Source organism: Dolichospermum sp. UHCC 0352 (assembly GCF_009711925.1).
Taxonomy (GTDB): Bacteria; Cyanobacteriota; Cyanobacteriia; order Cyanobacteriales; family Nostocaceae; genus Dolichospermum; species Dolichospermum lemmermannii.
On record NZ_VIKY01000244.1, the window covers coordinates 19,448 to 39,970 of the forward strand.

At 36.6% G+C, this 20,523-nt stretch carries 20 protein-coding genes; 5 read left to right on the forward strand and 15 right to left on the reverse strand.

The genetic code is table 11. The features are described from left to right. Positions 1–20: 20 nt before the first annotated feature. From FJR06_RS17650 to FJR06_RS17680, 7 genes are all read right to left on the reverse strand, one after another. Entirely contained in the window at positions 21–830 is an 810-nt protein-coding gene (locus FJR06_RS17650; RefSeq protein ID WP_015079350.1) for a metallophosphoesterase, read from the reverse strand. Continuing rightward, positions 827–1,600, reverse strand: coding sequence for a hypothetical protein (locus FJR06_RS17655; RefSeq protein ID WP_015079349.1), 774 nt, complete (start codon positions 1,598–1,600; stop codon positions 827–829). Before FJR06_RS17655 ends, FJR06_RS17650 begins: the two co-directional genes overlap by 4 nt. 12 nt (positions 1,601–1,612) lie before the next feature. Further along, positions 1,613–1,948, reverse strand: a complete 336-nt coding sequence (gene hisI, locus FJR06_RS17660; RefSeq protein ID WP_015079348.1) for a phosphoribosyl-AMP cyclohydrolase — start codon at positions 1,946–1,948, stop codon at positions 1,613–1,615. A 103-nt stretch (positions 1,949–2,051) separates the two neighbouring features. Further along, a complete protein-coding gene (gene folE / locus FJR06_RS17665; RefSeq protein ID WP_015079347.1) occupies positions 2,052–2,699 on the reverse strand; it encodes a GTP cyclohydrolase I FolE in 648 nt (215 codons plus the stop codon). Positions 2,700–2,818: 119 nt separating this feature from the next. Further along, positions 2,819–3,877, reverse strand: coding sequence for a GTP-binding protein (locus FJR06_RS17670; protein ID WP_015079346.1), 1,059 nt, complete (start codon positions 3,875–3,877; stop codon positions 2,819–2,821). Positions 3,878–4,077: 200 nt separating this feature from the next. After that, positions 4,078–5,088, reverse strand: a complete 1,011-nt coding sequence (gene hemB / locus FJR06_RS17675) for a porphobilinogen synthase (RefSeq protein WP_015079345.1) — start codon at positions 5,086–5,088, stop codon at positions 4,078–4,080. 226 nt (positions 5,089–5,314) lie between these two features. After that, the gene (locus FJR06_RS17680) at positions 5,315–7,549 is read right to left on the reverse strand and encodes a glycosyl hydrolase (protein WP_015079344.1); all 2,235 of its coding nucleotides are present in this window, start codon (positions 7,547–7,549) and stop codon (positions 5,315–5,317) included. A 205-nt stretch (positions 7,550–7,754) separates the two neighbouring features. Between FJR06_RS17680 and FJR06_RS17685 the strand changes: the two genes are divergently transcribed. The 5 genes from FJR06_RS17685 to rfbB all read left to right on the forward strand — a co-directional run bounded on the left by FJR06_RS17685 (position 7,755) and on the right by rfbB (position 11,577). Beyond that, positions 7,755–8,078 carry a phasin family protein gene (locus FJR06_RS17685; RefSeq protein WP_015081007.1) on the forward strand — a complete coding sequence of 108 codons (324 nt, stop codon included), beginning with the start codon at positions 7,755–7,757 and terminating at the stop codon, positions 8,076–8,078. 78 nt (positions 8,079–8,156) lie between these two features. Beyond that, positions 8,157–8,675, forward strand: a complete 519-nt coding sequence (locus FJR06_RS17690; RefSeq protein ID WP_235081861.1) for an FKBP-type peptidyl-prolyl cis-trans isomerase — start codon at positions 8,157–8,159, stop codon at positions 8,673–8,675. Between the two features lie 128 nt (positions 8,676–8,803). Continuing rightward, the gene (locus FJR06_RS17695) at positions 8,804–9,442 is read left to right on the forward strand and encodes a DUF6391 domain-containing protein (RefSeq protein ID WP_015081005.1); all 639 of its coding nucleotides are present in this window, start codon (positions 8,804–8,806) and stop codon (positions 9,440–9,442) included. Between the two features lie 104 nt (positions 9,443–9,546). Then, positions 9,547–10,548, forward strand: a complete 1,002-nt coding sequence (locus FJR06_RS17700; RefSeq protein WP_015081004.1) for a glycosyltransferase — start codon at positions 9,547–9,549, stop codon at positions 10,546–10,548. A gap of 6 nt (positions 10,549–10,554) precedes the next feature. Next, positions 10,555–11,577, forward strand: coding sequence for a dTDP-glucose 4,6-dehydratase (gene rfbB, locus FJR06_RS17705; RefSeq protein ID WP_015081003.1), 1,023 nt, complete (start codon positions 10,555–10,557; stop codon positions 11,575–11,577). 36 nt (positions 11,578–11,613) lie between these two features. Here rfbB and FJR06_RS17710 read toward each other — a convergent pair whose 3' ends face one another. The 8 genes from FJR06_RS17710 to FJR06_RS17745 all read right to left on the reverse strand — a co-directional run bounded on the left by FJR06_RS17710 (position 11,614) and on the right by FJR06_RS17745 (position 20,457). Beyond that, a complete protein-coding gene (locus tag FJR06_RS17710) occupies positions 11,614–12,525 on the reverse strand; it encodes an indole-3-glycerol phosphate synthase TrpC (protein WP_305727983.1) in 912 nt (303 codons plus the stop codon). An 86-nt stretch (positions 12,526–12,611) separates the two neighbouring features. After that, entirely contained in the window at positions 12,612–12,833 is a 222-nt protein-coding gene (locus FJR06_RS17715; RefSeq protein ID WP_015081001.1) for a HetP family heterocyst commitment protein, read from the reverse strand. Positions 12,834–13,139: 306 nt separating this feature from the next. Continuing rightward, complete coding sequence (locus FJR06_RS17720; RefSeq protein WP_015081000.1) at positions 13,140–14,267, reverse strand: glycosyltransferase family 1 protein; 1,128 nt, start codon at positions 14,265–14,267, stop codon at positions 13,140–13,142. Positions 14,268–14,306: 39 nt separating this feature from the next. Next, positions 14,307–15,569, reverse strand: coding sequence for a glycosyltransferase family 4 protein (locus FJR06_RS17725; protein WP_015080999.1), 1,263 nt, complete (start codon positions 15,567–15,569; stop codon positions 14,307–14,309). After that, entirely contained in the window at positions 15,566–16,963 is a 1,398-nt protein-coding gene (locus FJR06_RS17730; protein ID WP_168651921.1) for a hypothetical protein, read from the reverse strand. The genes FJR06_RS17725 and FJR06_RS17730 overlap by 4 nt, the downstream gene beginning before the upstream one ends. Before the next feature lie 245 nt (positions 16,964–17,208). Then, on the reverse strand, positions 17,209–18,093 hold the full coding sequence (locus tag FJR06_RS17735) for an FkbM family methyltransferase (RefSeq protein ID WP_168651922.1): 885 nt from the start codon (positions 18,091–18,093) through the stop codon (positions 17,209–17,211). A 134-nt stretch (positions 18,094–18,227) separates the two neighbouring features. Further along, positions 18,228–19,367 carry a glycosyltransferase family 4 protein gene (locus FJR06_RS17740; protein ID WP_168651923.1) on the reverse strand — a complete coding sequence of 380 codons (1,140 nt, stop codon included), beginning with the start codon at positions 19,365–19,367 and terminating at the stop codon, positions 18,228–18,230. Positions 19,368–19,422: 55 nt separating this feature from the next. After that, complete coding sequence (locus FJR06_RS17745) at positions 19,423–20,457, reverse strand: hypothetical protein (protein WP_168651924.1); 1,035 nt, start codon at positions 20,455–20,457, stop codon at positions 19,423–19,425. Between the last annotated feature and the right edge of the window lie 66 nt (positions 20,458–20,523).

A 20,523-nucleotide genomic window follows, 5' to 3' on the forward strand; every position in this document is an offset into this window, starting at 1 on the left:
TAGATTTTGGATTAGTTCTTTTATCTGGTACAAACATGAGTTGGATCTTCTGCCCGTTCAGCATACTCTAAGCCATGCGCTAAACGCCAAGCAAAGATTTCTGGTAATCCCTTTTCGATAATTGCTGCACAGGTTTTTTGATAATCATAGGTAACTTCCCGCAAAGTTACCCCTTGAGTATCAGTTTCATAAATTACATAAGTTGCATTTGGTCGTCCATGTCGAGGTTCTCCAACAGAACCAACATTAACAATCTTTTTCAGCGCAGATGAAAAGTTAATTTTCCGTGATTCTGCTGGATTATTAACCTGAACTTGTAACTCACCAGCATTAAGATTACGAGTATAGGGAACGTGAGTATGTCCACAAAATAGCACATCTGCACCTGTGGAAAGTACCCTTTCTAAAGCGACAAAAGCATCCAATTCAGGTAATAAATATTCATGGTTGCTATGGGGACTACCGTGAACAAAGGCTAAGTTTTGCCATTGGAGACTATGGGGTAAATTGGCCAAAAATTCCCGGTTTTCCGGGTGGATTTCCTGATTTGTCCATTGGTGAGCCTTTAGTCCTCTTTTTTCTGCCAATATTGAAGGATAACTACAATCACAAGCATTCAATCCTTCCACAATATCTTTATCCCAACAACCAGCGCAGGTAGGAATATCCAAGGAGCGAATTTGGTTAATTACCGCATTAGGGTGGGGTCCATATCCCACTAAATCACCAACACAAAATATTTTTTCAGCTTTTTGATTGTCAATATCTAATAATACAGCATCTAAGGCTTCGTAATTACCATGAATACATGACATGACAGCTATTTTCATACTTGTTGACCTTCTAATAAAATTTGTTGTACTTGTTGTTGATATTGAAAAATCATGGACTCAGATAAACAGCAATCTGATAATGTTGCTTTTAAAGCGGTTTCATTTAAGTTTTTTCCGGCTATTTCTATGCCACTAAATCGCTGAGGTCTACCTTCTAAATACCTTGGTACGTTTAATTCTAAAAAGTCTGTTTGGGGAACACCAGAGACAAAATCACAGGAAAGAGAACGTCCATCATTAACATCGAAAATTGCCTTAGCACGGGTAACAATCCCATAAGCGCCGTGAGTTATTTCATACCAAAATTCATCTAAACTATTTTCATCAATTACTTGCCCCGTAGTTTCTACCCGCCATAAATTTTCTACAATTATAGTTGGAACTGGTGCGCCATAGATAATTTCATCTGCCCAACTATCATATTCAGAGTTTTTTAACTCCTCTGGAATAATTGCTATAGCGTGGTAAGTGAGATGATCTAATATTTTTGATATCCTATTTAACTCTAGATAAGAACCTAATTCAACATAAACACTATCTGCTGTGGGAATGTGATATAGAAATTCAATTTCTTGACCATCACCAAATATTTTCAGATCAGGAAATTCAGTAGCTATTTTAGTTTGATCAATGGGAATATTCCCCGTTCCTGGAGAAAAATAAATTACTTTTTCAATAGATTTAATATCTCGAATTTGTTGACAGATCCAGGTAGTTTTTCCAGATCCAAATAATCCAGCGACAACGGTAATAATTGGTAAAGTCATAATCAATATAAATTATAATTTATGAGGTAAAATTCCCACAGAATTAAAAAAACAACTTCTTACTCCAGTATGACAGGCAATATCACCAACTTGCTCAATTTTGATGAGAATTGTATCACCATCACAATCATAAAAAAGCTCTTTTACCTTTTGAATATGTGTAGATGTTGCCCCCTTATGCCACAACTGAGAACGGGAACGACTCCAATAATAAACTTCACCTGTAGCCAGGGTTTTTTGAATTGATTCTGCATTCATCCAAGCCATCATTAAAACAGTACCATCGAGATAATCTTGAGCTATAGCTGGAATTAACCCTTGCTCATTAAATTTCAAATTTCCAATCATGATAACTTATCCCTTTTTATCTGCGTTTATCTGCGTTTATCTGCGTTCAAATATCAATATAATGTAGAGATAAAAAATCTCTTATCTCTACATCACACAAAGCCTATTTAAAATTAGCACTGTGGCGAATTAAATTCATAAATTCTTCACGAGTGCGTGCGTCTTCAGAAAACACACCACGCATAGCACTGGTAACAGTCCAAGAACCTGGTTTTTGCACTCCTCTCATCACCATACACATATGAGTTGCTTCAATTACCACTGCAACCCCTTGAGGTTTGAGTAAACCTTGCAGTGCATTAGCAATTTGTAAAGTCAGCCGTTCTTGCACTTGTAAACGTCGAGCATACATTTCACAAATGCGGGCAATTTTTGATAATCCTATGACTTTACCATTAGGAATATAAGCGATATGAGCGCGGCCAATGATTGGTAATATGTGGTGTTCACAGGAACTGAAAAGATCAATATCCCGGACTAAAACCATTTCATTTGCATCTTCTGTAAATACTGCTCCATTTAGCAGTTCATCTATAGATTGATCATATCCACTTGTAAGAAATTTTAACGCTTTAACAACTCTTTTGGGAGTATCTTTTAATCCCTCACGGTCTGGATTTTCTCCCAATCCAATCAACAAAGTGCGTACAGCTTGTCTCATATCAGCTTCTGTTACAGTTGGTAATTCTTGCTGATATAAGGATGAAATGTCAGCAGTAGAATTTAGCTCTGGACGAATAGATAAAGTCATTTTTTTAGGTTAATTGGGATGATTTATGAGCAAAGTTAATAGTTTCATAAACTATATCTATAAATAGCTATTAACTAAATTTGATTTGATGAATTTGAGAATTAATGAAGACTTTTAAACTAAAATAACAAACATTCGTTAAGTTTTGTATGAATCTCACTAGCCTCCAATTTTCTACCAATAAAAACTACCTGATTTTTAGGTTGATTAGGCCATTCGTCAGCGTGCAAAGTGTAACGAGGTCCACTGAGTTGAAAGATATGACGCAACTCACTATCACTAAACCATAAAATTCCTTTAGCACGAAATACATTTTTCGGTATTTCTTCAGTCAAAAAATGCTCAAATTTATGGACATTAAATGGTTTATTACTTTGGAAAGAAATTGAAACAAACCCATCATTATCTAAATGATCGGAGTGATGATGATGTTCATGTTTATGGTCATGTTTATGGTCATGTTCATGTTCATGTTCATGTTCATGTTCATGGTTATGACGATCTTCATCATCAGTGACAATATACTTATGTATTGGTGTTAAACTCACATCTAAAATCAATGGTAAAGCAACTTCACCATATTGAGTATGTAAAATTTTCGCTCCGCTTTTGACATCATGGATAAAATCTTCTAATTCTTGTATTTTTTCTGGCTTCACAAGGTCTATTTTATTGAGGAGAATAATATCTCCATAGGTAATCTGTCTTAAAGCTGCTTCACTATCGAAATGTTTTTCATCAAAGGCTTCAGCATCTACCACTGTAATAATTGAATCTAGGTTAGTTAAATCCCTCAATTCTGTTCCCAGAAAAGTTAAAATGATTGGTAAAGGATCAGCAACACCTGTAGTTTCAATAACTAGATAATCAATGGGATCTTCTCTTTCTAGAACTCGATAAACTGCATCAACTAAACCATCATTAATTGTACAACATATACAGCCATTACTAAGTTCCATCATAGCTTCATCTACAGAAATTAGTAATTGACTATCAATGTTAATATCACCAAACTCATTGACGAGGACAGCGACTTTTAAATCTTGTTTGTTTTGAAGAATCTGATTTAAAAGCGTAGTTTTACCACTTCCTAAAAACCCTGTAATTATACTTACTGGCATTCCGCGTTTGGGTATTTCAGGAATTGCATTTTTTGCGTTTAAACTGATTGTATTCATCTGAAAATCTGGGTTTTACTTGACAAAAAAAGTACGGTAAAAGTGAATTTTTAAGACAAGTTTTTCCTTGTCATACTGAATAAACTGACCATAGCTAACAAAAATGATAACCGTTATCAAGTTAACACAAAAAAAGTCTGAATGTAAATGATTTTGTCATTTATTTGCCAAAAAATCTTTGCCACTTCCTGAATAGAACCTTAACTCAACATCAAAGCCACTTCTTTGGCAAAATAAGTTAAAATTAAATCAGCACCAGCCCGCTTCATACTGGTTAAAGTCTCTAAAATCACCTTTTTCTCATCAATCCAACCATATTGAGCAGCCGCTTTAATCATGGCGTATTCACCACTCACGTTATAAGCTGCGACTGGTAAATTTGTAGCTGCTTTTACCTGACAGATTATATCTAGATAAGCTAATGCGGGTTTGACCATAATGATGTCTGCACCTTCAGCAATATCCAATTCAATTTCCTTTAAAGCTTCTTTCGCGTTAGCTGCGTCCATTTGATAGGTTTTTTTATCGCCAAATTTGGGGGCAGAATCCAAAGCATCCCGGAATGGTCCATAATAGGCAGAGGCATATTTTGCGGAGTATGCCAAAATCCCTACATTGATATAACCTTCAGCATCTAAAGCCGTGCGAATTTCCCCAATTCTACCATCCATCATATCAGAAGGGGCAACAAAATCAGTTCCCGCTTCTGCTTGGGAAAGTGCCATTTTTACTAACACTTCTAAAGTTGGATCATTGAGAATTTTGCCATTTTCATCAACCAAACCATCATGACCATGAGTAGTAAAAGGGTCAAGAGCTACATCAGTAATAATCAAGATTTCCGGGACTGCTTTTTTAATAGCTTTAACAGTTTCCTGGATTAATCCCTCTGGGTTGTAGCTTTCTGTACCTGTGTCGTCCTTTTTATCTTCTGGGATAACCGGGAAAAGCGCAACAGCATTAATTCCTAACTGTGACACTTCCGCAATTGCTTCCAGGAGTAAATCTAGAGAATAGCGATAACATCCTGGCATAGAAGCAATTTCTACTTTTTCTTCTTCCCCCTCCATAACAAACATGGGATAAATCAGATCATCCACACTTAAAGTAGTTTCCCGTACCATTTTCCGTAAAGTTTCAGTCCGACGGAGACGACGAGGACGCTGAGAAAGATGCAAGAGGTTATCCGTAGACGAGTTTTCAGACGACATAATATAACTCACCAAAAATGATAATCATTATTATAAATCATCTTGTACAAAACCCAAAAACTGCCCGAAAATGGCCAAGAAAAAATCCGCATGAAGACGGCTGAACAAAGATTCTAGTCCAACTTTCACCAAAAATACAAAATATAACTCTTCCTTTGCGCCTTTGCGCCTTCGCGTGAGATAAAAAATTTAGACTCCCGATCAAAAAAACCGGGAATCATCTCCACTAAGGAACATCAATCGGAATCAAACCATTTTCCGGCACATAACCAGAAAAACAACCATCATCAGAAGACACCAAAATCAACCGCAGAGGATAATCTGGAGGGACTTGCAAATCAGCCCAGGGTACTGCTATTTCTAAACAAGAACCTAACGCAACTTGGGCGCGAGTAGCACGAGGATACCATAAATGATCGTCTCCTGCTGCTCGAAACTGCACAGATTGACTGAGTAAATTCACTTCTAAATGATGGTGAAATAGATAATTTAAAGGTGCGCTGTCCGGTACTTCTGCTAGAGGTATGGAACTATTCACCATTGTTCTATCTGGATAATACCAAAGTAGGTGTAAATCTGGTGGTAAATCCTGACCGGGAACAGCGCCAGTTTTAAAATCTACTCGCACATAAAAATTCAAATGGTCTACCCCATACCATAAACGTTGAATAGTGCTGCTATTGTGCATTGTTCCCCTTGCACCACCAACTTCAATGCGTCCGGCTTTATCCCAATCCTGTTCATCACCTTTACCATCTATGATCGGATGAATAAAGCCTTGTGGTTTATGGTCTGCACGGGCTTCATGGATTTCCAGCGGAGTGTGCAGATATGGGGGTATGGGTTCATTTAAGGCTTTGTAAATGCCATAGAGATGTTCCCGAAATAATTGGTCAAAAATGGCATCTTGATTGGAAGAATGTCCTTCTCCAAACCACCAAAACCAGTCTGAACCTTCAGCAGCGTATAATGCTTCCCAAGCTGCGGGATTGTTTTCTTCTGTGGCTTCGGGATGATTTGCTAAGACTTGTCTGGCTGCGGTGAGATAGTCCCAGGCGCGGTTTTTAACTGGATCGCCGATCCATGTGGTAAAATTGCCATCTACCCAAGAACCGCTATGGAGTTGTGCAGCGGGAATAGTTGCGGTGGGTGGGTGTTTTTCAATGAATTCGGAAACAGTGACAAGTTTGATATTGGATTGATTACTCAAACTTTCGTATAATGTTTCTAGGAATTCTTTCCCATCTTGGGGATAAAATTCCCAACAATTTTCCCCATCTAGGGCAATTGTAACTAACCAAGGTTGATCGTCGTTACTTTCTTTTTGTTGTTTAGCAATAGCTTGCAAATGTCCCACTAAATCTGCTGCGGCTTTTTTTGCTGGCATAGACCCGTAGGTAAAGCCAATTAAATCTGATAGTCTATGATCACGGAAAACAATCGCCACTTCACCTGCTGGAGTTTGCAGACGATAGGGACGATAAAGTAATTCTGGTTCTTGGACATTTCCCGCAGCGTCACGATGAAAAAAGTGTTTTAATGACCAACCTAAAACGGCTTCATCTGAACAAATCCATTTAAAGCCTTGTTTAATAATATACGGTAAGATTTCTGGACTAACGGACTGTTCGGAAGGCCATAAACCTCTAGGATCTTGTCCAAACCTATCTATATATAAATCCCAGGATTTTTGTAAATGTCGAGGAATATCTTCCACCCACTGAAACCGCTGTTTGGGTAATGTCATTTGTGGCACAGCTACCCGTCCGGCGTTGGTATCAGCCAATAAAGGTAAAATCGGGTGAGTGTAGGGAGTCGTGGTAACTTCTAATTGTCCACTGTCCTGCATTTTCCGATGTTGGGGAATAATCTGGCTGAGAATTTGCCGTTGTTTGGAATAAATGCGCTGGCGATCGCCTAAACTAAAATTACGTCCTTGTGCTAACCATGCAGCAATTTCTGGATCATTCCAGAATAAAGGATCAATCCAAGCTAAATTATGCCAAGCTAATAAATCACCATAATCTGATAACTGCCAATTTGCTAAACACCAACTTTGTCCTTGTTCCTGTCTTTGATAATATAATTCGGCATAACGAGGATGAGGATCAATCAAAGTATGATGGTTAGCATCAAAGAAATGTTGAACAATAAACTCCTTTTGTTCACGAGTCAACTTTTCTACCGGCGTTAAACTAGCAGTTAAATAAGGGTCAAAAGCCGTACCTGCAACATAATCTTCTATTTGCAAGATTAATGAAGGCACTAAATTCACAGTTTGGTGCAACTTAGGATACTTCTCTAACAATAATACTAAATCCAAATAATCCTTAGTTCCATGTAACCGTACCCAAGGCAAGCGATATTGCTGACTAGTCACCAAAGAACTACCATTCTCAGGAGACTTGTACAACGGTTGATGTTGATGCCAGATAACCGCAACGTGCAAAGGATGAGACATAGAGTTTTTTAAAGAATAGGGAACAGGGAAGAGGTAGGGAAGGTATAGGAAGGTAGGGGAGGTAGGGGAGGTAGGGGAGGTAGGGGAGGTAGGGGAGGTAGGGGAGGTAGGAATAAGATTTTTCCGACTGACAACTGACAACTGACAACTGACAAAATAAATGTGTAGGCTAGAATTACGAAGCTTTTAGTCAGAGGAAGGGAGTATGGATAGTAACAATTGGTTGCAACAGTTAATGATGTTGGGTATTGGCACAACTTCTTTAGTTGCAGACAAACTGAAAGAAGTCAGTGATGAACTGGTTAAAGACGGTAAACTCAATCCTGAGCAAGCTAAGGCGGTAATGGATGATCTTGTTACCCAATTACAGTCTGAACAAGGTAATTGGGATGAGCAAATGCACCGACAAATGCGGAATATGATGCAGGACTTGGGAGTTGCCCGTCAGTCAGAAGTAGATGAATTACGGGGAAGAATTGACCGTTTAGAGCGTCAGGTTCGGGATTTGGAAAATAAGCTGTGGCGCTAAACGGTCATTTCTGATTTAAACTAATTTGTGTTCTATCGGTAATCTGATCATCAGTAATTAAAACAGAGAGGGCTGATTTTGAAAGGAATTTTCCTCAGCGTGGTGTTAATGCTGGTATGTGTTGGTGTTTTAGTATTTACCCAAATTAGTGGTCAAAAAGATACTGCAATCGGTAATTCTTCCCCAACACAACCAACCACCACTGTCACTCAAGAAAACAATACTCTAATCAAGAGCAATACTATGTCTGAAGCTAAAGTTGTTACTACCGACTCTGGATTAAAATATGTGGAACTAGTCGAGGGAACGGGCGCAATTCCCCAAACTGGCCAAACCGTTGAGGTTCACTATATCGGTACTTTAGAAGATGGGACTAAATTTGATAGTTCGCGCGATCGCGGTAAACCCTTTAGCTTTAAAATTGGTGTAGGACAAGTAATTAAAGGTTGGGACGAAGGCGTAATCACTATGAAAGTAGGTGGCCGTCGCCAATTAATTATCCCTGAACAATTAGGTTATGGTGCCCGTGGTGCTGGTGGTGTGATTCCCCCCTACTCTACTTTAATTTTTGATGTGGAATTGTTAGGCATTAAATAGGTAGATAGACACAATATATAAGATTGGCGGACAGGATGCCCACCCCACAAAAGTTATATATTTATTGTGGGGTCGGCTTCTAGCCCGCCATAGTCCTGGTTAAAAAACATATATTACCGTGAGGTTTTATGAATACTGCTTATTTGGACGAATCATCTTCCTTTAGCTTTGACTTTCTTGCACCTCACCCCAGCCAAGATGCTGATTTACTCCAACAGCTATCTTTTATTCCTGGGTTGAAAGAAATTCTCATGTTACGTCAAGTTCACGCTCTAGAACACGCTACGGTTTGGGTATTAGGGGACAATAAAAAACCCTATTCACCACCAGGAACAAGCACTAATACGCAATTAGATGATGAATTATTAGGTGGTTTGTCTACCGAACAGGGATTTTTTCTATATGGTGATGTGAATATTAATGATTTGCGCCGCGCGGTAACATTAGCTAAACATCGTCTTACCAGTGGAGAATGGGATTTAGCTATACATCCCCGTTGTGGCACAAATGTATCTGTGGCTATGTTATTAACTGCTGGACTATCGGTAACTGTACCTTTTATGTTGCCGTTTCGACCAATTGAACAACTTATTGGCTTAGGTTTAGCAGCAATGGCCGCAGCGGGAATTGCACCGGATTTAGGAATGCTCACTCAGCGTTATATTACAACTTCTATCCCTTTTAATTTGGCTGTTGAAAATATTACTATTGCTCGTGATTTTTGGGGAAAGGAAAGTCATTTTGTTAAGGTATCTTGGGAAAAATAGGAGTTAATAAATCAGGAGTTAATAAATCAGGAGTTAATGAACCACAAAGGAACGAAGAACACGAAGGAAGAAGAAAGAAGGAAGAAAATTTAATATTTAGTATTATGAAAAAGCTTTACTTTTTAGTTCCGGGGACAGATGGTAAATTTGCTTGTGGTGGTCTTTGGGCGGAGTTGAAAACGGTTACTTTAGCTCAACAGATTTGTGCTGCTGAAGTAGTTACTTATCGTCAGCGGGAATCAGGTAAATTGTTTTTAGACGATTTATTGCGAGAGGAAAATTTAGATGATGTAATTTTTGTGATTAGTTGGGGATTTGATGTTGGTAAACTTGCATCTAAATTGCAAAAATATCATGTAATTTATCATGCTCACAGTGCAGGTTATAAGATTAATTTACCATCAAGTATTCCCATAATTACAGTTAGCAGAAATTCTCTAGGTTATTGGGGACAACAAGCACCAAATTCTCTAATTTATTATTTACCTAATCAAATTAGTCAGGAATTTACTAATTTACATCAAAATCGAGATATTGATGTTTTAGTTCAAACGCGGAAATCCTCAGAATATTTAATTAAGTCATTAATTCCAGCTTTAGAAAAAAAATGTAAGGTGTTGGTTATTGATAGTTATGTAGAAGATTTACCAGCTTTATTTAATCGCACTAAAGTTTATCTTTATGATTCGGCAGAATATTGGAAATTACAAGGAGTTAGCGAAGGATTTGGTTTACAACCAATGGAAGCATTAGCTTGTGGTTGTCAGGTGTTTTCTAGTGTCAATGGGGGATTATCTGATTATTTAGATCCAGGATTTAATTGTTATAAAATCGCTGGTTATGCTTTGGAATATGACGTAGATAGAATTTTGAAAGTTTTAGCATCTTCTACATCATTGACTTTATCTGAAAATGTATTAGCAGAATATAGAACTGAGAATATTATCCAACGCTTGCGGGTAATTTTAACAGAAATTAATGATTTCTTTACTCATGAAAATAATTACTCAAATCCAATTGCCAATTTGACAAAAATCCGGTTAGCAAAATTGTTTATACAGAGAATTTTTGGTAAAATTAAAAAGAAATATTTACAAAGTAATTAAGGAATCATGAATAGACGATTATTGGTGACAGGGGGAGCTGGGTTTATTGGAGCGAATTTTGTCCATCATTGGTGTCAAGCTTATCCAAATGATAAATTAGTGGTATTGGATGCTCTTACCTATGCTGGAAATCGCCATAATTTAGCATCAGTTGCAGAAAGAGAGAATTTCCGGTTTGTCCAAGGGGATATATGCGATCGCTCTTTAGTTGATAAATTACTCTTAGCAGAAAATATAGATACTATAGCCCATTTTGCCGCCGAATCTCACGTTGATCGGTCAATTACTGGACCTGCTGCATTTGTCCAAACTAATGTAGTAGGAACTTTTACTCTTTTAGAAGCTTTTCGTCAACATTGGGAAGCAAAAACACAACCTGATAATTACCTATTTCTTCATGTTTCTACAGATGAAGTTTATGGTAGTCTCACTGCAGATGAACCAGCGTTTTCAGAAACTACAGCTTATAGTCCCAATAGTCCTTATTCAGCCTCAAAAGCTGGGAGTGATCATTTAGTTCGGGCTTATTATCATACTTATAAATTACCGACAATTATCACTAATTGCTCTAATAATTATGGTGCTTTTCAATTTCCCGAAAAGCTAATTCCTTTGATGTGTATTAATATTTTAACTGGTAAAGAATTACCTATTTATGGTGATGGAAAAAATGTTCGAGATTGGTTATATGTAGTTGATCACTGTCGGGCTTTAGATGTGGTAATCCATCAAGGAAAACCAGGAGAAAATTATAATATTGGTGGTAATAACGAAGTTGAAAATATCAGTCTGGTACAAAGTTTATGTGAAATCATGAATGAATTAGCACCAGATTTACCAGTATATCCAGCGGAAAAATTAATTACTTTTGTGAAGGATAGACCTGGACATGATCGAAGATATGCTATTAATGCCAACAAGCTAAAAACAGAATTTGGTTGGACTCCATCCGTGACAATTAATGAAGGGTTACGTTTAACTGTAGAATGGTATCTGAATAATCATGATTGGTGGAAACCTTTGTTATGAGAAATTCGTCAATTACTAGCCAATCCTTAATTCTTCTTAATAATGAATAGGAAATTTGGATTGGAGTAAATTTCTGACAGCTACTTCTAAATCATTTTCTTTAAGCAAAGATTCTCCCATAATCACTGTTTGGACACCAGCTTCAGCAACAAAGGATAAATCATCAGGGGTTTCTATTCCTGATTCACTGATGACTAAAATTCCTAGGTTTTGAAGTTGCGATCGCCTAGCTGCCAATAATTCCTGAGTAGTGTTAATATTGATATTAAAATCACTTAAACTCTGGTTATCAATGGAAACTATCCTGACATCTTCTAATGCGAGAACCCTATCCAAATCATTTAAGTTATGAACTTGGATAACAGCATTCATCCCTAAGTAGTGAATCACTCGTAAGAAGTTTTGTAATTGCTTATCTGTCAGAATAGCAGCAATTAATAATATTGCATCTGCACCAGCGGAACGGGCTAAATAAATTTGGCAAGGATCAATGATAAAATCTTTGCAAAGTAGAGGTATTCCTACGCGATATCTGATAGCACGAAGATGATCAAACCCACCATGAAAAAACTTTTGATCAGTGACAACAGATACACAAGATGCTCCTCCTTTTTTATAAGCCTGAGCAATAGTAACTGGATCAAAATCTGGTCTAATTACACTATGATAAAGTGATGCTTTTTTCACTTCTGCAATTAAACTAGGTTTATAAATACTCAACTGCAAAGCCGTAAAAAAGTCCCGGACAGTAGGAGCAGCAGTTAACTGACGTTGCAAGGAAGCCCAAGACATATCTTTTTGTATTTGTGCAACTTCTAGTTTTTTCTGCCACACAATTTCTTGAATAATTGCTTGCATTTGATGATTATAACTTGTGGTTGGGTAGATCATAAAATCGGCATGATAGTCATAAATTTTTATTGATGAATCTTCACCTTTCCTTCTTATTTTTCAGAAAAAATTCTCACAAATCCATGTTTAAAACGCAACTACTTTAATTTCAAATCAAACCTGTCAACTTTGCTGATAGGTGGTTAATTTTGCTGAGAATTACCAAGCAAGCAGTTAGTTTTAAGTAATCTGATATAAGTACGATAGGGGATATAGTCCATAGGGTTGTAACCAGCAAATTGTAAAACTAGAACACAAGCCCAAGAATATTTACCAGATATAATCGCTTTGATTATTTGCTCTATTTGTTCAGTCTTGATTTTTTTGTGAACAGATGAATTATAATCGTTAAAATTTTGACTCATAATCTGCACTCCTGTTGGTAACAACAATCATCCAATTTTTTTGAAGACTTTCCTGATACCTATCAGCAAAGGCTTCTTTTTAAGACTACCGAAAATTACCCTCCTAATACATGAATTATTTTTTGATTAACTTGATGATTTTTTCGCTCTTATTTTTTACATTTAATTAACGTGTAAATTTAACGGGAATAATTATATAATATTTTTCTCTTTTTTTATGTTAATTTTTTTATTTTTTCAGTTGCGTGGCAAGCAAGGGGTTTAGAAATACTAAGCCCCTCCGGGATACTTTTCAGTTAAAAATCCCTACTGACTAATAAAGGAAAATGTAGAGTAAAATTTTAGATATTGATTTGCTACATCCAATTTAGAAAATTGAAGATCATTAGCAGTTCTATTTACAGGCTGTTCTAAAGTAGAAATAATGGCTTGTGAGAGATTTTTGACAGTATCACGTTCAACATCAAAATAACAACAGCTAGAACTACCAATTTCTCTAAATATGGGAATATCTGAGCAAACTACTTCACAAGAAAAATATAGAGCTTCTGCTAATGGTAAACAAAATCCTTCTTGAGATGAAGCGGCTACAAAAATTTCACATTTTTGATATAACCAACATAATTCATGGTCTTTAATTGCATGAATTAGCAGCACTTGATCTTGAAGAGATAGATGCTGAATTTGATTAACTAAACTCTCTGTTTCTGGTCCTGTACTACCAACAACTATTAGCTTAGTCTCATCTTTTAAATAACCATTTTTCTTTAAAAAAGAAAATGATTGAATTAACAAATCTATATTTTTATTTTTTCGATGTTGAGCGACACATAACAGAAAAGAATCATGATCACTAATATCTAAATTATGAGGTGGTTCAGCAACAATATTACTAAAATCCACGTAATTATAAATAACAGCAATGGGTTTGAGTGTTTGAGTTTTGGGAAAATAGGAATTAAGACTGCTTAAAGTAGATTTAGAAACACAGGTAAGACCATCACTATGTTCTATACATTGTTTTAAAAACAAGCGATTAAAGATCACATTTGGATATCCAAAAACCTCTGGTTTTTCATAAGGATACAAATCGTGAATTGTCGAAACAACAGGACAAGGAAAAAGTGGTCGTAAAAAAGGAAAAGGAAAAGATAAATGGACAATATCAGGACTAAACTGCTTTACCAACCTTGGTAAACCAAATAAAAACCAGATATTTCTTGCCAAGGAACTATTTTTAATATCTACAGTAATTAATTGAATTTTTGGGGAATGAAAAAATTGTTCAAAGTAATCTTTCTGCCATGTTCCGACAATTAAAGTCACCTTGCTAACCTCTGGAGTATCAGCCAAACATTGAGCTAGATTTGCAGCGTGTCGGCAAACACCCGTTGGTTTTGTTGGTCTGTGTAAAGCAGCAATTAATATGTGCATATTATGAAAATGGGAAAAATTAATTAGTTAAATTTAGGTTCAAAAAACTTGAGATATAACGTCAGTTTGTGATACCTTCTTGCTGGCAATCTCTAAATAAAGTTTGTGCAAACGCTCTCCCACAATCTGCCAACTGTAGTTTTCATTGACTAGTTTCCGACCTGCCTGACCCATACTCACTATTAGTTCTGGGTTTTGAACTAAATGAATCATTGCGGCCGCTAAATCACGGACAGCTTGATATGGTTCATTAGCAGTAATCTTAAAACCAGTTTCATCTGTAACTTGAACAGCAGGTCCCCCTAAATCTAAACAGATGATAGGACGACTTGCTGCCATTGCTTCCATACAGACCCACCCACCAGAATCATGTAAGCTGGGATGAACTAGCACATGACAATCTTTTAATAAATCTAAAGCCTTTTCACGAGGCAACCTACCCCAAAATTTAACTTTTTTAGCAATTCCTAAATCTGATGCCAAAGTTTGCAGGTGATGCCATTGGGGTCCATCTCCCACAATCCAGTATTCTGTATTCGGTAGATTTGCTTGAGCAAAGGCACGCAATCCTAAATGAAAGCCTTTCCAATGCAAAAGTCTACCCATGCTAATAAATTTTACTATTGGCTCATTAGGGATTTCATATTGATTTAGATGGTCTATGTCTGCCGCTGATAACCCTGATTCCGGCAAAATATGCACATGATTCACACCCATTTTATAGAGACACTGGGCTGTATCTTTAGTTGTGGCTCGGACTACAGCACTTCTTTGAGCAGTCAGACGGACAAAGGGGTCTTTTTCTCCTAGCCAGCGAGCGCCGCTACGAGCAATTTCGTAAATTTTGCCATTTAAGCTAAAATCTTGCCAAAAGCTTGCTGGTGCTGATTCTCCACCACCTACAGGACCCCAAACTAGGGGAATGGGCAGGAGTGAGAGGAAGCAAGGACTGGAATACTTAACAAAGGTAACATGATGGCTCAAGTCAAAGCCAATTTTCTGATGTAAGTCACGGGCGACAAAATAGGCTTGAATTTGCCAGAGGTAATAGTGAAACTGCATTCCCCCAGACTGTCCCCAGCGTCGGCTATCTTGCCAAAAGGGCAAAGTAAAGTAAACAAAGTGAAGATTGGGAATGGGGTGGCGTGCCAATTCTGCGTTAATAATATCCTGACTTTCATCGGGTCGGGTGAGTACCCAAACTTCATGGTATTTAGCAGCTTCGCGGGCAATATTCCAACCCACACCAGGTTCAGAACCCATACCAGGTTCGCAGGAGTAAGCAGATATTAAAATCTTCATAGGGAATTAGTAATTGGTAATTGGGAAATTCTTTCTCTCTCTTGCCTCTGTCGTATCTGTTTCTTCAGTTGTCGTTCTTGCCATGCTAGTCCTAAAATAAAGGCGATAGAAAGCATGAAGCCGGGTTCTTCCATTTGAGTAAAAATCAAACCCATGACGAGAACAGTTAGTAAAGTAACTTTTAAAGAATCATCTAGACCAAAATGTTGCCAAGCTAAGTAGGATAAAAATAGGTATGTACCTACACCCAAAAGTCCTAAATCTCCCCATATTCCAGCCCAACCAAAAATGGGCATGAAAAGAGTAGAACCCATACAAAGCCAAGAATTACCACAAAATTCCATTGCTTCCTGACTAATTGGATTGGTGGTAGCACCTAGTGGTCCGAGTATAGACCAATAATCTCTAAGAAACCATACTCCTAAACGGCTTACAGTATGTCCTGGACCAAGACCCAAGAACCAATCCAGAGGGGATTGATAATGAGATAAAATAGAACGCACTGAGTAGAATTTGGTATACCAAGCATAACCATCAGATCCGTAAAGTTCCGGTCGCGCCCAGGCTGTAAATGCGGCAAATGCTTCTAAGTTTTGTACACACCAAAGAAATCCAAATCCGAAGATAGCGATCGCACTCAGCAATTTTATACTTTTACCAATATCATGGGAATTTGCTAAAACTAAAAGACCCCAGGCGATTAGATATGCAAGCAGAAGTTGTTTGGAATCAGAAAATAGAATCTGCCAAAAAGCAGCGATAATTACCGCGATTCTCATCCATAATGGAAAAGTTTTTTCATTAGTGAAGAAGTAAAGAGCAAAAGCAATTGATACCGAAGCTGATACATAATTTCCCGCCCCGGAAACGAAAAAGACTCCACCGCATCCATCCGTGCCATTAAATCCGTTAGCATAAAGTTTCCCCGCATCAATTAGAGGTTTCTGGACAGCAGCGAGGACAAAGTTAATCACCGCAGACCACATCAGCCATTTCTTGATGCGGGTAATAGATTCAGCAGACATGGGAATACAGACGATGGACACGAGGAAAATGAAGGGTTCGCAAAGCATCATGAAAGAGACAATGGCGTTAATTAAGCCTGTGTTATTCCATAATGCACTAGCCAACACGGCGACGAGAAAAATGAAAATTCCCAATAAAAAAGAATAGGTAATCGCAATTTGTTTGTGATCTTTAGTGCGACTTGTGAATAATACAACTCCTAAAACAAAGGGAACAACTGCGAAGTGAGCAAGGTTAAGGATGGAGGGAGCGCGAGTAATTGAACAAAAAATTCGGGAGTAGAAAACTACAGAGAAAGCGATGATAATTAAGCTGGTATTATCAATTACTCCATTTTTTTTATGTTTTTTAGTTGTAGGTGACTGCAAATACATAATTTGCTTATTAGGGGAGTTCGGAATAAATGTATAGGAATCCGGTTTGATTCCTGATAGCGAAGCGTTCGTAAGCTACTCAACTCAAACGTGCCAGTTTTCTAAGTAAGGATGATTTAAAAAATCGCATTTTTGACTTTATTAACTATTTTAATCAAACAATGGCTAAACCTTTTAAGTGGACATACGCAGGTAAAGTTCTGGCTATTTAATGGTCATTTTATTTACGCCGCACTGTACTAGCATCTGGTAAGATGATTCAAGCGTTTCTCGAATATACTACCTTCAAGAACTGCAACATAATCAGCTGTTCCCCGTAAATAAGTTCGATCATTGAATAGTTCTAAAGCCTCTATTTTGAGAAAGCTTTTGTAAATCCTAAAAATTCTGTAGTGATGATCGTAAAGAAGCTTAACAACAGGATCAGAAGAATTGCAGTCATGATGCCGCTCAAAAACAATGCTTCCAACTCGACCTGCATCAAGAGAATTTTTCATTCCTTCAAATACTTCAAGCTCATGACCCTCAACATCCACTTTACAGACAGCTACTTGGGATATACTGTTATCCTTTAACCAAAGATCAAAAGTAGTAACCTCAATTTCAATTTTTTCATTTATTGAGTTATGATTATTATCATCTTTTATTATATATGCTCCTCCAAAATGTGTTCCTTGTACCGTCATCATCAATTGACCAGAAGAATTTGAAAGGGCTTTCGGAACTAGGGTTATACAAGAAACGTTATTTGCTTTCAAATTTTCCGTAAGACATACTTGCAAAATAGGAACTGGCTCAAAACAATAAATATGCCCTGATGAACCCAAATAAGGCAGAATTTGGAAGGCCGTATCGCCAATATTAGCTCCTATGTCGCAGACGATCTCTCCTGGTCGAACCAGATAGCGAATCATAGAGGTGATCCAAGGCTCAAAGTCACCAAACCAAAATAAGTTCTTAATAATATAGTCTTGACCACATGGGTATCCGATGTACTTTATGCCATTCTTGGCTTCAAAGGCTCCAAAGTCACTTGGTACATCGGGTAATATACTCAATAAACTTGCCCGCGGTTGCTGGAATGGATAATGCCTAGTGAGTGTACGTAGAGAAGATAAAATCATAAGTTAACTCCTAATGAAATTTTTTGGGTGGTGCATAATTGAAGTACAAATTGGAATTTTTTAATTCTGTATCTTTGATTGGATAAAACGCACAGACAAATGAGATGTGCAATTTATTTTGCATGATTACTTAACTAATCAAAGATATATCTCATATACTCATTCAAAACTACTTCATCAGAAAATTCTCTTTCCATTAATTTTCTGCTATTCTGCTTCATTATTGCTAGTAAATCCTTATCTTTAATCAGTAATGTTAGCTTCTCAAGCAGTGCTGCTGGAGAATCACAAATATAGCCATTTTCACCATTTTGAATAACTTCAGAGGCACCCAACGCATTTTTTGTTGTGAGAATTGCCAACCCAGCACAAGCCGCTTCTCCTAAAACAGATGGATAACTATCACAGTTAGTTGGCAATACAAAAATATCATGACTTTTGTACAGTTCAATATGCTTAGGTTGTCCATATTCAACATTTTTTTCTATGGTGATGCCCGGATGATATTCAATAGAAAAACTTGTTACCATTGTCATTTTTAAGCCCGGTTTATAATTTTCCTTAAACCACTTTAAAAGTACATTTCCCCCCTTACGCTGGAAATCTCCTCCTACAAAGAGAATACGAACTTCTTGATCTCCACGCTGGGAACTGGGTGTAAAGAGTTGGAGATCAAAACATAAAGGTAATTTAACTTTTCTCAGCTTACTGTCAGGGATGTCATAGTCTTTAGCTATTTGCTTGACTATAGCATTTGTTAATCCAAGTACATATCTTTGTGAATTCAGAATCTTTTTATGAATGTGTGTTAACCAACCTGGAGACGTTGAGATTTTCCAGATTGGCTCATAGAGTTTTCTAGTCCAGTCTGTAACTATATAACTTCTATTATTTCCAGTAGCAAGATATCCAAATAGTGCAACAGATACTCCAATAAATAAGACTTTTCGCTCCTCCCGATTTGCTTGGTGTATAATCTTATGAAGTTTTCGTGACTCTCTAATTCGGGAGATAAATAAGGATGCATAATGTATAGTAAAAATAGATAGTGAATGCGGATGACGAGGAGTTCGCTGAAAACGGAAATTTTTTAAGTTTATTTTAAATCTATTTTGAAATACATTGATGCGTGGATGCAAATTAAGAGGAGTTGGTACAAAACGAAAAATTTTGAGGTCTATTTCAGGTCTATTTTCAAAGAGATCAATAAAACGCTTTTCAAAGGTTGTACTACCAAGATCAACGGGAAAAGTAACTAACAAAAGTTTTTTCATTTCATTACCTCAAACAATGTATATTTCTTCATCTTCTAAACCAAAAAAATATCTATTATTTAACAACATTTAGTTTTGCTTCTAAATGTCTTGCTAAATCGGATGAAATATTCCCTATTGAACGCTCTATGTAATGTTCTTCAAATGAAATAAAATCGTTGCTTACTAACTCTAATGATTGTTGTATTGCTGTTTCTAAATCAGATTCATTTTCATAAGAAATTCCAACTTGAGTAGGGTAATTTATCTGATTATTCATTAACGGAAAATTGGGGCATAAGACAAAAGTTTTAGTTCCAATTGCATCCGCAGCAACACCACTACATCGGTAAAAATATTTCGATTTTTCATAATTTAAAATAATAATATCACATTCTGCCAATGTAGTATAATAATCATCTTTTTTAGAAGTGTTAACTAACTTTATGCGATTTTTATCTATATCTAATTGAGTAAATGATGATAAATCATCAGTTCCGATAATCAGGATAAAATCTGTACTTTTTTGGATTTTCAGCAATAATTGTAACGTTTTTTCCATGTTCTTTCCTTGTCTAAATTTTCCAATTAAGCCGATTTTTTTCTGCTGATTTAATTCTCTGTTAGATACATTAAGTGATTTTGATTGAACAACAGGATGAAGCAAAGATATATGTTTATCTATGTCTTTATCGCTAAAGCCAATATCTTTTAAGATCATAGATGTCTCATTTAAAATAAATTTATAATTTAGCCGATTGTAAAGTTTTAACATGAATCTTGATGATAAATTATCAAAGGCTTGTTGAATATTGTGATGAGTAAGTACATAAACATTTTTTGTTGTAAATAGGGAAAAGCAATAGGTAAAAATTAAAAATTCATTTGAAAAACCATGCACAATTATTACTTGTTTGTTCTTGTTTATTCTAATCTTCTTGCCCATATCTATATGGCATAAAGTTAAACCAATTGCTTTAAATAATTTGCAAAGCAGCGGATTTTTAATAGATGGTAAAATGTGAGGTTCTTGTCCTGTGATAATAGCTATGTCAAGAATTGACTCCTTAGCTACCTGATTAAATACTTGTAAGTGATTGCAATCACTCATTATTCTTTCTCCCTTAAATATTAGAGGTAAATTTTTATTTTTATGTGGCTAGTATGTGTATCCAAT

Excerpts from the sequence above, each read along its gene's own strand:
- FJR06_RS17695 (WP_015081005.1), top strand. The coding sequence starts at position 8,804 with ATGAATACTGCTTATTTGGACGAATCATCTTCCTTTAGCTTTGACTTT.
- FJR06_RS17740 (WP_168651923.1), bottom strand. The coding sequence starts at position 19,367 with ATGAAAAAACTTTTGTTAGTTACTTTTCCCGTTGATCTTGGTAGTACA.
- hisI (WP_015079348.1), bottom strand. The coding sequence starts at position 1,948 with ATGATTGGAAATTTGAAATTTAATGAGCAAGGGTTAATTCCAGCTATA.
- FJR06_RS17700 (WP_015081004.1), top strand. The coding sequence starts at position 9,547 with ATGAAAAAGCTTTACTTTTTAGTTCCGGGGACAGATGGTAAATTTGCT.
- FJR06_RS17715 (WP_015081001.1), bottom strand. The coding sequence starts at position 12,833 with ATGAGTCAAAATTTTAACGATTATAATTCATCTGTTCACAAAAAAATC.
- FJR06_RS17680 (WP_015079344.1), bottom strand. The coding sequence starts at position 7,549 with ATGTCTCATCCTTTGCACGTTGCGGTTATCTGGCATCAACATCAACCG.
- FJR06_RS17720 (WP_015081000.1), bottom strand. The coding sequence starts at position 14,267 with ATGCACATATTAATTGCTGCTTTACACAGACCAACAAAACCAACGGGT.
- FJR06_RS17685 (WP_015081007.1), top strand. The coding sequence starts at position 7,755 with ATGGATAGTAACAATTGGTTGCAACAGTTAATGATGTTGGGTATTGGC.
- FJR06_RS17725 (WP_015080999.1), bottom strand. The coding sequence starts at position 15,569 with ATGAAGATTTTAATATCTGCTTACTCCTGCGAACCTGGTATGGGTTCT.
- folE (WP_015079347.1), bottom strand. The coding sequence starts at position 2,699 with ATGACTTTATCTATTCGTCCAGAGCTAAATTCTACTGCTGACATTTCA.
- FJR06_RS17745 (WP_168651924.1), bottom strand. The coding sequence starts at position 20,457 with ATGAGTGATTGCAATCACTTACAAGTATTTAATCAGGTAGCTAAGGAG.
- FJR06_RS17670 (WP_015079346.1), bottom strand. The coding sequence starts at position 3,877 with ATGAATACAATCAGTTTAAACGCAAAAAATGCAATTCCTGAAATACCC.
- rfbB (WP_015081003.1), top strand. The coding sequence starts at position 10,555 with ATGAATAGACGATTATTGGTGACAGGGGGAGCTGGGTTTATTGGAGCG.
- FJR06_RS17735 (WP_168651922.1), bottom strand. The coding sequence starts at position 18,093 with ATGATTTTATCTTCTCTACGTACACTCACTAGGCATTATCCATTCCAG.
- hemB (WP_015079345.1), bottom strand. The coding sequence starts at position 5,088 with ATGTCGTCTGAAAACTCGTCTACGGATAACCTCTTGCATCTTTCTCAG.
- FJR06_RS17650 (WP_015079350.1), bottom strand. The coding sequence starts at position 830 with ATGAAAATAGCTGTCATGTCATGTATTCATGGTAATTACGAAGCCTTA.
- FJR06_RS17655 (WP_015079349.1), bottom strand. The coding sequence starts at position 1,600 with ATGACTTTACCAATTATTACCGTTGTCGCTGGATTATTTGGATCTGGA.